This is a genomic window from Paenibacillus sp. FSL H7-0442 (genome assembly GCF_038593105.1).
GTDB classification, from domain to species: domain Bacteria; phylum Bacillota; class Bacilli; order Paenibacillales; family Paenibacillaceae; genus Paenibacillus; species Paenibacillus polymyxa_D.
This window is the reverse complement of sequence record NZ_CP151963.1, coordinates 1,853,473-1,865,885: the sequence shown is the minus strand read 5'-3', so window position 1 is coordinate 1,865,885 and position 12,413 is coordinate 1,853,473. Positions and strand designations below refer to the sequence as shown.

Sequence of the window (12,413 nt, the reverse complement as noted above, 5' to 3'; positions counted from 1 at the left end):
TTAATATGGATGGAATGGTTGTCCAGTCATTACTATATAGCAAATCAGCTTGTGGCTCAACATATAACATAGCACTTGAAGGCAGCCGAAGAAAACCGCCGCAAACATCGTAGTCTATAACGCTTTTTTACTCCACTATTCATTTTGAATCATATTCTAACAACATCACATCTTCTCCTTGCTGTTGTCTTATTTTGATATTAGCTCTTCCCCAAGAACACATTAAATCAATTATTTCATTTGCTGTTATACCATATTCCGTTATATAATACTCCACTTTTGGAGGCATCTGATTATACACATGTCTGCCAATGATGCCATCCTTCTCAAGTTCACGGAGCTGCTGTATAAGAACCTTTTGAGAAACGCCTGGAATACTGCGCTGTAATTCACTTGTCCTCTTTCTACCAGACATTAGTAAGCATATGATTAAGGATTTCCACTTACCTCCGATGATCTCAAGTGTTGCTTCTATGCCTAAATTATATTGTTTCATACGACCACCTCTTCAACGCTAAAATAACTAAGTTGATCTGATTAATTCTATAATCCCATATATTTACTCTAAGTACCATGCACACTTTCTAGTAACTATATTACTTTATTGTGTGTATTTACTTTTTTTATAGCGTACAGAATAATAAGACGTACCAACAAAAAACAAATGATGCTATGTAAGAAAGGTGATTTATGATGAAAACTCTCGTGATTTTAGCACATCCGAATATTGAAGATTCCAGAGTAAATCAAAGATGGAAACAAGAATTACTTCAGTATACCAATGAAATTACTATTCATGAGATTTATAAAGAGTATCCAAACTGGAGCATTGATGTTTTGAGAGAGCAAAAGTTACTTGAAACACATAGTAATATCATATTTCAATTCCCTTTATATTGGTATAGTTACCCACCTTTATTAAAAAAGTGGTTCGATGATGTTTTTACTCACGGATGGGCTTATGGTTCACAAGGTGATAAGTTAAAAGGAAAGAAGCTAGGGATAGCCATGTCCATTGGCGATAAAAAAGAAAATTACTTACCTACTGGTTCCGTTTTTTTCACTGTTGATGAAGTTATAGCACCTTTTAAAGCAAGCGCAGTACATGTTGGCGCCATAACATTACCCTATTTCGCTGTCTTTGGAGCCTCGTTTCAAGCAAGTGACGAAGACATTAATCAGAGTGCAAAGGATTATATCAAATATATATTTCAGTATAAATAAAATAGTTATAATAGTACACGCATCTTACCCATATAAAAACAGGCTCTTGGTGGCATCCAGCCAATCCAAGAACCTGTAAATGTTAGGCATGATGCGGTCGAGAGGACTCGAACCTCCACGGGGGGTTAGCCCACACGGACCTGAACCGTGCGCGTCTGCCAATTCCGCCACGACCGCATATTATGTATTCACACCGATGTTTTTCAATCACGGTAATTTAGATTATATCTTCCATAGAACATAAAATCAAGCTATTTTTATCTTATATTTTCTATGAATCATTCCCGTAAATATAAGAAAATCACTGGATATCACAAACCAGATATGGTAAAATGGGTTCATCAGGAAAGGAGGTGCGTCAACATCAATAATCACATGTTGAGCGTATCCCTTACCCGGTCCGTTATTCTCTAATTTACAGAGTTAACGGAGGCGCGGGATACGGATCAAAGCTTTAATTAAGCGCCACGGGTAGAAAGACCGTCCTCGGACGGTCTTTTTTATTTCAACAACATCTTTCTCATACTTGACTATCGGAATAGGATTACATACTGTGAAAAGAGGCGTTACGATGTCGATTAGACCCGCGAATGTAGAAGAGTTCAAGGAACTGGCAGCCATCTGGCTGGATGCTTCCGTAGAAGCCCACCATTTTATTGCTCCGCAGTATTGGGCATCACAAGCTACTGAGATGGAGAACAGGTACCTTCCCCTCGCTCAAAACTACGTTATCATACAAGATGATCATAGCATCGGCGGCTTCGTTTCCATGTTGGATGGATACTTGGCGGCTCTATTTATACGTGTTGATTCTCAAAGAAAGGGCTACGGCAAGTTACTATTAGATTGGGTTAAGGAGCAACATGATGAGATTCAATTAAAGGTGTACCAGTCAAACACGAAAGCATTTAACTTTTACACTAAAAATGGATTTACCATTCAAGAGGAATCTGTAGATACCGAAACTGACGAGAAAGAATTCGTGATGAAATGGACACAACATTAACAATAATGAAGCACCAACAGCTTTATAGCACAAAGGCTCTGCTCCCGTAGAAATACGGCTTAAGCAGAGCCTTTTGCTTTTATTTAATACAACTGACTATGTAGTCTCTTATTTAAGCCCATAAACCTCGGTATATAAAATCTTTTTAAACGGAGCAAAATCCTGTTCAGCCAGCGCACCTGGATAGCTCATAATTTGAAGCCGCAGATCAGCCTGTCCTTCTCTTAATGGGGGTTGTACATAGTCAAAATGGTTTAGATGAAACCCCAAACGTTCGTAAAAACCAATCCTTCTCCGTGTCCATTCATCCCCTGGTGGCTCAACCTCCAGTACTACCGGTTTATCAGACTGTGAGATAAAACTACTCATGAGTTTTTTGCCTAATCCGCCACCTCGTATACGGGAATCTACCGCAATGTGCTCTACAAACCGAAAATGCGCGAATTCCCAGCCTGCCAAAAAAGCCACTGCCTTGCCCTGCTCATTCTTTTCAGTGATAATACGATAGCTTGGATGCTTCAGTAAAGCCTTTTGAGCCTCAAACGTCCTGCATTCTGATGCTGGAAAAGAAGACTCCATAATCGCATATATTTCAGAAAAATCGTGTTCATTTATCATATATTCCTAGCTCCTTTACCTCTAAATCCCCCAAATGACAGGCTGTCTTTATTAAGAGGAAGAGGGATGTTTAGACCTTGTTTAATTCCATAAGTGTCAGCAACATATGTTCCAATAACTCTGGAATATCCTCCATCTGATCTTCATTAATTTGTCTGGAAAATCGGAGTTCAATCCTATTTTGGTATGTAGGTGTCTTCTCTCCGTAAATCTGACTAAGCGTTTGTACCGGTCGAAGATCGGGCTTCCAAATTTCGGTCAGTATATTTTCAATCCGCCTGCATTGTGACTCAATATCACGAATTTCCATGTAAAAACTCAGCAACAAGACACATCCCGGAATTTGATCTTTGATTTCCAAAATTTCCGCAGCCAAGTTGTTTAAATCCATCTTTAGTTGAAGTTCTGCCATCACATCCGGCTGTTCCCTCAGTCTGAACTGTACGCAAAATTCACGCGACATCACAGACATTTCCAATCTATCGATCCGCTGAGTAATGTCAATACGTGAATCCAAATTATCCAGATCGTAAACCGCATTTTCCATAGCCACTTTTAAATTATCAAAAACCGTCGGGTCGAACATTTTTCCACCTCCAATTATTGAGTATAACATAGCTTCTGTTACCTCTAAAATAGAATGCCCCTTTTCATGAAAGCATATTAAGATGGAACTTTATAGTATACAGCAAGTTGGTCAATTTATATGTCGAAGTTCGGTGAATAAATTTGTAAAAACACATAATTGTGACAAAAAAATATATATTTTCGTTTATTATTCCAATTTATTGTAATACACTATATAATACTGGATGGGATTAGTAATATATCATATAAATCCCACAAAACAAAAGAAGGGAAGAGATTATTAAATGAAAAAGGCAGTTTTTTCCACACTAGGTCTTGCACTTCTATTAAGCACATCCTCCGCTGTTGCATCTGCTCAAGAAGCTCAAGAAGGAGCACCCGCTTTACAAAAGGAATCTATCCAGCTCTTTGGAAATGGGACTGACAGAGAGCCTAATAACTGGTTCGATGAAGCTAGTGAAATACTGGCAGGAGACGACATCTATGGGGAAATAGGCAAACACATTGATGGAGGTTATGACAATACCGATTATTATAAGTTTAAAGCCTTTCAGTCTGGTTGGTATCAATTTAATATTCAAGGGGACATATACCCTAATACATGGCTGAGACTTGGTTTGGCTGACAGTAACGGACACTTCATTAGATATGCAAATGATCGTGAATACTCTTTAGGTAAAAATCTTGAAGCTGGCAAATGGTACTACCTGGTCGTAGAAACACCCGGTGCTGAGTTAGGACAATTATTCGACTATAAAATTACTTCTACGATCAAGTAGATCAAAGGATAAATTGAAGTTAACAAAAAAACACGATCCTTTTTCAGGACCACATTTTTACCACTTTTAACAACTCCTGTCTTACCACAAACGCAGCTATCCTCGTAGGAGAACTACGGATGAACGCTAACACCTTCTCCGTGCTTATGGCTGGTATAAGCTTCTGCATCATGGAAAATCACCATCTTATAACAAGAATTCTATTATACTCACGTATTGTTATTTCTTTTTTGTATATGATTATTTAGTGAATGATATAGAATAACAACCTAAAATTAATATGTATACTTAATGAATATAAACCAAAAAAGTGAGGGCTCTTATTCATGAAAAAAACATTATTAGCTTCATTAGGTCTTACACTTATGTTGAGTACTACTGCCAGTGTCGCTTTAGCTGCAGAAGCAGATTCTGTACCAGTTGCAAAGGAAACCAACCAACTCTTCGGTAATGGAACTGACAGGGAGCCTAACAATTGGTATGATAAGGCCAGCGAAGTTTGGCTAGGTAGTGATATATACGGAACCATAGGGGAACTCATTGAAGGAAGAGACTATGATACTTACGATATGTATAAATTTAAAGCTTTTCAGACCAAGTGGGTTGATTTTAAAATTGAAGGGGATAAGTATCCTAATGCATGGTTAAATTTGACTCTAACAGATAGCGATGGTCATATGATTAAAACAACAGAAGAAGGACAGAATACTTTAGGTAAAAAACTTGAGGCTGGCAAAGAGTACTACTTAGAAGTGGGAGTGCCAGGCTACGAAATCGGTCAATTGTTCTGGTACAAGATTTCCGCCAAAATTGAGGAATAAAGATACTAATTCAGTTTCCTATACAAAAAAGCCTCGCCCCTATCCCAAGGGGCGAGGCTTTTGTAGTTCATTCATTCTTCGGTACAGTCATTTAATCACATCTATTTCTTACGACAAACGAGAGCTAAAGTCCTCGTAGGAAAACTGACGGATTACCTTAATGCCTTCTTCGTCGTTGTAGCTGGCGATGGCTGGCAGGTTGACTCCGTTGAACATGTGGTTTTTGACCATGGTGTAATGGGCCATATCGCAGAATACAAGCTTGTCTCCTGGCTTCAATGGCTCTTTAAAGGAATAGTCTCCAATTACATCTCCGGCCAAGCACGTAAGCCCACCAAGTCTATAAGTATGTGCATACTCACCAGGTTTGCCTGCATCAATGATATTCGGGCGGTAAGGCATAGCCAGCACATCAGGCATATGACATTCAGCCGAAGTATCCAGAATGGCAATATCCATTCCGTTCTTCATCGTATCCAATACAGTAGCCACCAGATATCCAGTATTCAAAGCAATAGCTTCGCCCGGCTCCAGATAAACCTGCACACCATATTTATCCTGAAAATATTGAATACAGCGTACCAGCGTGTCCAGATCATAGTCTTCTCTGGTAATATGGTGACCGCCGCCGAAATTGAGCCATTTCATGTTTTTAATGTATGGCCCGAATTTCTCATCCACGACTTTAATGGTGCGCTCCAGCGTATCTGAATTCTGTTCACACATCGTATGAAAATGAATACCGTCCACGCCATCCAGATCCTCAGGTCTAAAGTTAGCCAGAGTCACACCCATTCTGGAGTTGTTGTAGCAAGGATCATACAACGGCGTTTCGATTTCCGAATATTCCGGATTAACCCGAATGCCGATGTCGATTTTTTTGGAAGTTACGCCTTGCACTCTGCTTTTGTAGCGTTTCAGTTGATCAAAGGAGTTGAAAACAATATGGTCAACATACTCCAATAGCTCATCAAATTCACTGTCAACATAAGCAGGTGCGTATACGTGAACTTCCTTGTCCATTTTTTCGCGACCAAGTCTAGCCTCAAACAACGAACTGGAGGTTACCCCTTTTAAGTATTTGCCAACCAGAGGAAAGGTCGAAAACATCGAAAATCCCTTAAGAGCGAGCAAAATACTGCAGCCTGTCCGTTCTTGAACGGAATTTAAAACCTCAAGGTTTTTGACAAGAAGTCTTTCGTCAACAAGATAACAAGGTGATGGAAGTCCTGTAATATCAATATTCATCGCAGACCTCAATCAAGCAACGTTGGCGTAAAGTTCTCTTGCCATGGCAATCCGTGTTTATTTAGGGCTTCCATAAATGGATCTGGATCAAATTCCTCAACGTTGTAAACGCCTGGCTTTTTCCAGAGACCTTTGATGATAAGCATGGCGCCGATCATGGCAGGAACACCAGTTGTGTAAGAAATGGCTTGGGAGCCAACCTCTGCATAACATTCCTCATGATCACAAACATTGTAAACATAATACGTTTTTGGTTTTCCATCTTTCACACCTTGGATGATGCAACCAATGTTTGTTTTGCCTTTTGTTCTTGGACCCAGAGAAGCCGGATCTGGCAAAATAGCCTTCAGGAATTGCAGTGGAATGATTTGTTGTCCTTCGTAATCAATAGGCTCGATCGAAGTCATGCCTACGTTTTGAAGTACATTCAAATGATTCAGATAATTGTCCGAGAACGTCATCCAGAAGCGGATTTTTTTCACGCCTTTAATATTCACTGCAAGAGATTCCAGTTCTTCATGGTACAAAAGATATATATTTTTCGGTCCAATTTCAGGAAGGTCGTATACCTTTTTCTCAGAAAGTGGCTCAGTTTCAATCCATTCTCCGTTTTCAAAGTAACGGCCCTTCGCCGTAATTTCACGAATATTGATTTCCGGATTAAAATTAGTTGCAAAAGGATATCCGTGGTCCCCTGCATTCGCATCCACAATATCAATCGTATGAATTTCATCAAAGTAGTGCTTTTGAGCATAAGCCGTAAATACTCCAGTCACGCCTGGATCAAAACCGCTGCCCAGCAGAGCTGTAATTCCTGCTTTTTCGAATCTTTCTTTGTAGGCCCATTGCCAGCTGTATTCAAACTTCGGCGTATCCGGCGGTTCATAGTTCGCCGTATCAACGTAATGAACACCTGTCTCAAGGCAAGCATCCATTATCGTCAAATCCTGATAAGGGAGAGCCACATTGATAACTACATCCGGTTGAAAGCTTCGAATCAAGTCAATGACCATGTCGGTGTTGTCAGCATCAAGCTGAGCCGTTTGAATCTTCGTACGACCTCCACCCAGCTTCTCTTTAAGCGCATCGCATTTCTCAACAGTTCTGCTTGCGATACAAATTTCTTCAAATACATCTGGGTTTTGGCAACATTTATGCACCACAACGCTGGCCACGCCACCGGCGCCAATAATCAATGCTTTTCCCAAAATAAATAACCTCCTTATTCCATACGCTAATCGCTAATCATTCTTGCAAACAAAATGATTATAAAGACATCCCACCAAATAATCAAGAAAAACGATAATTTGCTGTGTCAAAATTCACAGGAGCATGTCACAAAAACTTTACAAAACCCAAAATTAGGCATAAAACTCCGTAAAGTGAACAGAAAACAACTATTACCCCATACACCCCAGGGAAGTCAGCACACGTTTAACGGAAGTTTTTTTGAATATAATGCTCATAGCCCTAAAGAATTAATACTATCTTATTTCTAAACAAAAGACCACCCCTCCACATCCTATGGAGAAGATTCATGGGGTGGTAAAATGATGGGCTGATAGCGTAATGCCTCATCTACGATCTCTGCCGCACTCAAATCACGATCATCCCAGTAGATCAAATTACTGATCCCCGGATGGGGCGTATTTTGCTTCACTATGGTCAGCATACTGTCGATTTCCTCTTCTGTTCCCTCATCTCTGATGATTTTTTCCACTAACTCTATAAGCTCACTTCGTTCTAAACGGTCTAAATTTTGGAGTTCCTGGTTGGCTTGATCCAGACTCATATAATTGCCCTCCTTTGTATTGAGTATGATCGGTAATGTGTGGGCCCATCCCTTCTTCTGTAAGCGCTATATGATCTATCATGAAGCTTTAGGAAACGTTTATGATAAATAAAGCCGCTCCCAGTACGGGAACGGCTCTATATAGTAATAAAGCTTGTTAAACCATGATTTTGCAAATATCGTTCGTGAATTCAACTGGATCTTGCAGTGGCAAGCCTTCGATCAGCAAAGCCTGATTATACAGTAATGCCGTATAGAGGTTTACTTTCTCCTTATCCTCGGCAAAAGCTTCTTTCAAAGAATTGAACACGGCATGGTTTATGTTGATTTCCAGCACTTTATTCGCTTTGACATCAGCGTTATTAGGCATGGCGTTCAAGATTTTTTCCATCTCAATCGTCACCTCGCCGTCTGCGGACAGACATACCGGATGTGTCTTCAAGCGCTTAGAGGCTTTAACACTGGATACCTTGCCTTCCAGCAAGCCCTTCATGTACTCGAACAGCTCTTTGTTGTCGTTTTGTTCTGCTTCTGTTTCTTTCTCAGTTTCGTCAGGCTCAATGCCCAGATCGCCGCTTGATACAGATTTGAATTCTTTCTCTTTGTAGCTTAAGAGCATTTTAATAGCGAACTCATCAATATCATCAGTGAAGTACAGAATTTCGTAGCCTTTGTCAGCCACCATTTCGGTTTGCGGCAGTTTTTCAATACGCTCGTTGGACTCGCCGGAAGCATAATAGATATACTTTTGATCTTCTGGCATACGTGATACGTATTCGTCCAAAGTAACCTGCTTTTTCTCTGTAGAAGAGTAGAACATGAGCAGATCCTGCAGAGTTTCTTTATGTCTGCCGTAATCGTTGTAGACACCAAATTTCAATTGTCTGCCAAATGATTTGTAGAATTGATCATATTTCTCCCGGTCATTTTTGAGCAAGGTCAGCAATTGGCCTTTGATTTTGCTTTCGATATTTTTGGCAATCAGCTTCAGCTGACGGTCATGCTGCAGCATTTCTCTGGAAATGTTGAGTGACAAGCTTTCGGAGTCAACCATACCTTTGACAAAGCTAAAATAATCCGGCAGCAGATCAGGGGATTTTTCCATAATCAGCACACCGTTGGCATACAACTCCAGCCCTTTTTCATATTCCTTGGAGTAGAAATCAAACGGGATATTCTCAGGAATAAACAGAATAGCTTGGTACACTACCGCGCCGTCCGCGCTGACATGGATATGCTGGAGCGGCTTGTCGTAGCCATAGCGTTTTTCCGCATAGAAATTTTGATAATCCTCGTCGGTCAGCTCGCTTTTGTTTTTTCTCCAGATCGGAACCATGCTGTTGATGCGCTGTTCTTCCTCGTAATCCTCAAACTCGTTGTCGCTTCCCTCTTTCAACCGCTTGCCTGTAATATCCATTTTAATCGGATAGCGGATAAAGTCGGAGTATTTTTTAATCAGTGCTTTTAAACGATACTCGTCCAAATATTCGTCGTAGGACTCATCTTCGGTGTTTGCTTTGATTTTCAGAACAATCTCGGTTCCGACGTCGTCCTTCTCAGCTGCCTCAATGGTATACCCGTCCGCACCTGTGGATTCCCATTTATATGCAGTATCGCTTCCCAAAGCCTTGGTAGTCACTGTAACCACATCTGCTACCATGAAAGCTGAATAGAAGCCGACGCCGAATTGACCGATGATGTCATGACCATCCTTGGATTCATTTTCATTTTTGAATGCCAGTGAGCCGCTTTTAGCAATAACACCCAGGTTATTTTCTAGTTCTTCCTTAGTCATACCAATCCCGGTATCACGCAGGGTTAGCGTTCTATTATCCTTATTGGCAGTTACTTTGATATAATAATTTTCTTTGTCAAAGACCAGTTGATCATCCGTCAATGCTTTATAATAAATTTTGTCAATCGCATCACTTGCATTGGAGATCAGCTCTCTTAGAAAAATTTCCTTTTGCGTGTAAATCGAGTTAATCATCATTTCGAGCAGACGCTTGGACTCAGCCTGAAACTGTTTTTTCTCCATTCGGATATCTCCTTTCAGATATAAACCTATGTAAGGCCAGCAGATATGAGCTATGCAAACAATTCTACTTTGTTAGCACTCCCATCTTTCGAGTGCTAGCCTACCTTTTTTATAACATTCCTCATTTTTTATGTCAATATCTCGGTTGACTGAGCAGTAAAATTACATTTTAGGAAATCACTAGAGTCTAATGTGTTTAAACATCACGTTAAACATTTCGACAGAGGAGGGAAACAGCCCTTGTACATGGGGAAGCAGATTACTCCTGATCCGCAGCTCATCCTCATCCAAATGCTGTAGGTCCTCATGAAAGAACCAAACAATAGGATAATCGCCGTCCTTATGTCTGCTGCCTACATTTAAACAAACGGGACCTTGGTCGTCCTCTGCTATTGCAAAAGGAATGTAGCCTGCTGACAGCAGAGGTGACCATTGATCGAGCAAATCATAAAATGCCTTTAAGCCTTGACCTACAGTCAGACGCGGGAACTCAACAAACGTACAATCGCTCCAGTATACTCCCGGAATGGATTCATTATCGAATTGTAAAGATACATAATGGTAGGACATGATAAAACTCCTTAGCAGGGGCGGCAGCTCAAAATGGTATTTTTCCTCCATCTCCCGAATTTCCTGTTCAGTAATCTGTGAAGGGAGAGGCTTCCACTTGATCCATCCCTCCTCGTCGACATTCCCATCACGCATTTCAATCGGTACATTTTCTTCCACATCCATAAAAAAGGCTTCATCCATCTGTGCAAATAGTTCCTTCATAGATGTACGAATATCCGCTTTCTTGTCCATGTCCTCACACCTCTTTCCTCTCTATTCGCATTTTGCATCATGGGTTTATGCCAAATGCTCTCTATATGAAAATAGCATTGTATTCATGTGTTACTGCACTTTTAAGTTCAGCTTATCAGAACTTGCTTTTATCACCATTTGCGGAATATTAGTATTACCAGCGCAACGGCTCATAGTTACGCCAGATCATCCAACGTTCTGTCTCGTGAATTAGAGCGGTGCCAATGCTATATTCGTCCTTCGTGCTGCTCTGCAAATCAATCAAATGAAGCATACCACCATACGTTCCAACCGCCAACATGCCTTCATCGGGTGTAACTGCCAGCCCGGATATCGTACTGCCGACAAAATAGCGCCAAAGTTCACGCCCCTCCCTGTCAATCAGACGGAGATAACCGTAGGCATCACCCAAAATAGATCCTTGCGTCAGTGCTGTTGCAGCGTATACTCGCATTTCTTCATTTATCATCGGCCACTCTTCCTTATTCTGAGCAAGACCCTGATCCACCTCAGCAATCGACACTTGAATGGTGGCGCCGTTGTAGAAATGACAGGCATTGTACCAGACATTCAAATCATCTTTGGAAAATACAGCATAATGCGGATAACTAGAATTTGGCTCCAATGTATGCACCGTCTTATCGGACAGATCCATAAGCATATGCTCACTCATCTGGCTACCGTAAGCGATCCAGCGTCCATCCCTCGACACAGCTCCATGGGCCATATCCACAATCGTGTCTTCCAGCTCTAGTTCTCTTCGTTCAGACGTCTTGGGATGGATCAAATCCACCTGATCACCAGCCAACAAATAAACGCCGTAACCGCATACCAGCAGAACTCGCTGTCCATCGCCAAACGGAATCACTTCATCTAATATATCCTCTGGATGCTCTTCATCTCCCAAGCACTCCAAATCAGGAATGGATGCTTTTAAGCGTCCTTGTATATCCTTCCACTGAAAATGTGCTGTCTCTTCTCCTTGCAGATTTAAGTCCGGTTGACGAACAATACGAATCCCCTGTCCATCCACCAACGCAAAATAAGTCCCGTCCGGCGAACAACCTACTCGGTGCATTCCAGGGATTTGCCTGATTCCATCTTTTCCCGTCACATAGATCTGTCCGCGTTCCCGAGGATTGCCCGCATGTAGAATGACTTCATTGCCTCCATTCATAAAGGCTATCGGCCTAACGGCTTGCAAAGCCTCCTCAAACGCTGCTGTAAGCGGCCAGGATGCAGCCGGAATTTCCCGACGTAACTGCTCTGTTTCCTCTGCCTGATTTGCGTCCTGAATCATACGAAAAATATCTTCGGCCAGTTTGGAGCGTTCGTCTTGCTTTGGCTCTGGCTGCTCTTGCTGCCACTGGCTTTCCATACCGATTCTGACAAATTCATTCACATCTGCAGCATACCTTTTTCCTTCCTGTCGCCACTTTGCTGCCATTTCATGATCCAACCAACTCATTCGCTTCCCCCATCCAGTGTATGTATG

Annotated in this window: 13 protein-coding genes and 1 tRNA gene; 4 read left to right on the top strand and 10 right to left on the bottom strand. The window is 41.2% G+C overall.

What is annotated here, in order from left to right; genetic code table 11:
• Nucleotides 1-139: 139 nt before the first annotated feature.
• Nucleotides 140-496 (bottom strand): helix-turn-helix domain-containing protein, encoded by a 357-nt coding sequence (locus tag MHH57_RS08520; protein ID WP_029516671.1) that lies wholly within the window; start codon nucleotides 494-496, stop codon nucleotides 140-142.
• A 197-nt stretch (nucleotides 497-693) separates the two neighbouring features.
• On the opposite strand from MHH57_RS08520, the gene MHH57_RS08515 reads away from it, so the two are divergent.
• Nucleotides 694-1,224, top strand: a complete 531-nt coding sequence (locus tag MHH57_RS08515; protein ID WP_342435017.1) for an NAD(P)H-dependent oxidoreductase — start codon at nucleotides 694-696, stop codon at nucleotides 1,222-1,224.
• 92 nt (nucleotides 1,225-1,316) lie between these two features.
• Here MHH57_RS08515 and MHH57_RS08510 read toward each other — a convergent pair.
• Nucleotides 1,317-1,401 (bottom strand) — tRNA-Leu (locus MHH57_RS08510).
• 394 nt (nucleotides 1,402-1,795) lie between these two features.
• Between MHH57_RS08510 and MHH57_RS08505 the strand changes: the two genes are divergently transcribed.
• Complete coding sequence (locus tag MHH57_RS08505) at nucleotides 1,796-2,230, top strand: N-acetyltransferase (protein WP_039269959.1); 435 nt, start codon at nucleotides 1,796-1,798, stop codon at nucleotides 2,228-2,230.
• 108 nt (nucleotides 2,231-2,338) lie between these two features.
• Here MHH57_RS08505 and MHH57_RS08500 read toward each other — a convergent pair whose 3' ends face one another.
• Both MHH57_RS08500 and MHH57_RS08495 read right to left on the bottom strand, forming a co-directional pair.
• A complete protein-coding gene (locus MHH57_RS08500; RefSeq protein ID WP_039269957.1) occupies nucleotides 2,339-2,848 on the bottom strand; it encodes a GNAT family N-acetyltransferase in 510 nt (169 codons plus the stop codon).
• A gap of 70 nt (nucleotides 2,849-2,918) precedes the next feature.
• Nucleotides 2,919-3,434: a hypothetical protein gene (locus tag MHH57_RS08495; RefSeq protein ID WP_342435016.1), complete on the bottom strand. Its 516-nt coding sequence runs from the start codon at nucleotides 3,432-3,434 to the stop codon at nucleotides 2,919-2,921.
• 286 nt (nucleotides 3,435-3,720) lie between these two features.
• Between MHH57_RS08495 and MHH57_RS08490 the strand changes: the two genes are divergently transcribed.
• Both MHH57_RS08490 and MHH57_RS08485 read left to right on the top strand, forming a co-directional pair.
• Nucleotides 3,721-4,215, top strand: coding sequence for a hypothetical protein (locus tag MHH57_RS08490; RefSeq protein ID WP_039269955.1), 495 nt, complete (start codon nucleotides 3,721-3,723; stop codon nucleotides 4,213-4,215).
• Nucleotides 4,216-4,541: 326 nt separating this feature from the next.
• Entirely contained in the window at nucleotides 4,542-5,036 is a 495-nt protein-coding gene (locus tag MHH57_RS08485; protein WP_069012171.1) for a hypothetical protein, read from the top strand.
• A gap of 108 nt (nucleotides 5,037-5,144) precedes the next feature.
• Here MHH57_RS08485 and nspC read toward each other — a convergent pair whose 3' ends face one another.
• The 6 genes from nspC to MHH57_RS08455 form a co-directional block, all read right to left on the bottom strand.
• A complete protein-coding gene (gene nspC / locus MHH57_RS08480) occupies nucleotides 5,145-6,284 on the bottom strand; it encodes a carboxynorspermidine decarboxylase (RefSeq protein WP_029516665.1) in 1,140 nt (379 codons plus the stop codon).
• A gap of 8 nt (nucleotides 6,285-6,292) precedes the next feature.
• Nucleotides 6,293-7,492, bottom strand: coding sequence for a saccharopine dehydrogenase family protein (locus MHH57_RS08475; protein ID WP_016819676.1), 1,200 nt, complete (start codon nucleotides 7,490-7,492; stop codon nucleotides 6,293-6,295).
• Nucleotides 7,493-7,806: 314 nt separating this feature from the next.
• On the bottom strand, nucleotides 7,807-8,076 hold the full coding sequence (locus MHH57_RS08470) for a bacteriocin immunity protein (protein WP_069012172.1): 270 nt from the start codon (nucleotides 8,074-8,076) through the stop codon (nucleotides 7,807-7,809).
• A gap of 157 nt (nucleotides 8,077-8,233) precedes the next feature.
• Nucleotides 8,234-10,114, bottom strand: a complete 1,881-nt coding sequence (gene htpG / locus MHH57_RS08465; protein WP_342435015.1) for a molecular chaperone HtpG — start codon at nucleotides 10,112-10,114, stop codon at nucleotides 8,234-8,236.
• A 180-nt stretch (nucleotides 10,115-10,294) separates the two neighbouring features.
• Nucleotides 10,295-10,918, bottom strand: a complete 624-nt coding sequence (locus MHH57_RS08460) for an SMI1/KNR4 family protein (protein WP_342435014.1) — start codon at nucleotides 10,916-10,918, stop codon at nucleotides 10,295-10,297.
• Nucleotides 10,919-11,072: 154 nt separating this feature from the next.
• Nucleotides 11,073-12,386: a hypothetical protein gene (locus tag MHH57_RS08455; RefSeq protein ID WP_341039180.1), complete on the bottom strand. Its 1,314-nt coding sequence runs from the start codon at nucleotides 12,384-12,386 to the stop codon at nucleotides 11,073-11,075.
• Between the last annotated feature and the right edge of the window lie 27 nt (nucleotides 12,387-12,413).

Bases quoted from the DNA above. Each gene is read 5' to 3' on its own strand.
- MHH57_RS08520 (WP_029516671.1), bottom strand. From the start codon at position 496: ATGAAACAATATAATTTAGGCATAGAAGCAACACTTGAGATCATCGGA.
- MHH57_RS08515 (WP_342435017.1), top strand. From the start codon at position 694: ATGAAAACTCTCGTGATTTTAGCACATCCGAATATTGAAGATTCCAGA.
- MHH57_RS08505 (WP_039269959.1), top strand. From the start codon at position 1,796: ATGTCGATTAGACCCGCGAATGTAGAAGAGTTCAAGGAACTGGCAGCC.
- MHH57_RS08500 (WP_039269957.1), bottom strand. From the start codon at position 2,848: ATGATAAATGAACACGATTTTTCTGAAATATATGCGATTATGGAGTCT.
- MHH57_RS08495 (WP_342435016.1), bottom strand. From the start codon at position 3,434: ATGTTCGACCCGACGGTTTTTGATAATTTAAAAGTGGCTATGGAAAAT.
- MHH57_RS08490 (WP_039269955.1), top strand. From the start codon at position 3,721: ATGAAAAAGGCAGTTTTTTCCACACTAGGTCTTGCACTTCTATTAAGC.
- MHH57_RS08485 (WP_069012171.1), top strand. From the start codon at position 4,542: ATGAAAAAAACATTATTAGCTTCATTAGGTCTTACACTTATGTTGAGT.
- nspC (WP_029516665.1), bottom strand. From the start codon at position 6,284: ATGAATATTGATATTACAGGACTTCCATCACCTTGTTATCTTGTTGAC.
- MHH57_RS08470 (WP_069012172.1), bottom strand. From the start codon at position 8,076: ATGAGTCTGGATCAAGCCAACCAGGAACTCCAAAATTTAGACCGTTTA.
- htpG (WP_342435015.1), bottom strand. From the start codon at position 10,114: ATGGAGAAAAAACAGTTTCAGGCTGAGTCCAAGCGTCTGCTCGAAATG.
- MHH57_RS08460 (WP_342435014.1), bottom strand. From the start codon at position 10,918: ATGGACAAGAAAGCGGATATTCGTACATCTATGAAGGAACTATTTGCA.
- MHH57_RS08455 (WP_341039180.1), bottom strand. From the start codon at position 12,386: ATGAGTTGGTTGGATCATGAAATGGCAGCAAAGTGGCGACAGGAAGGA.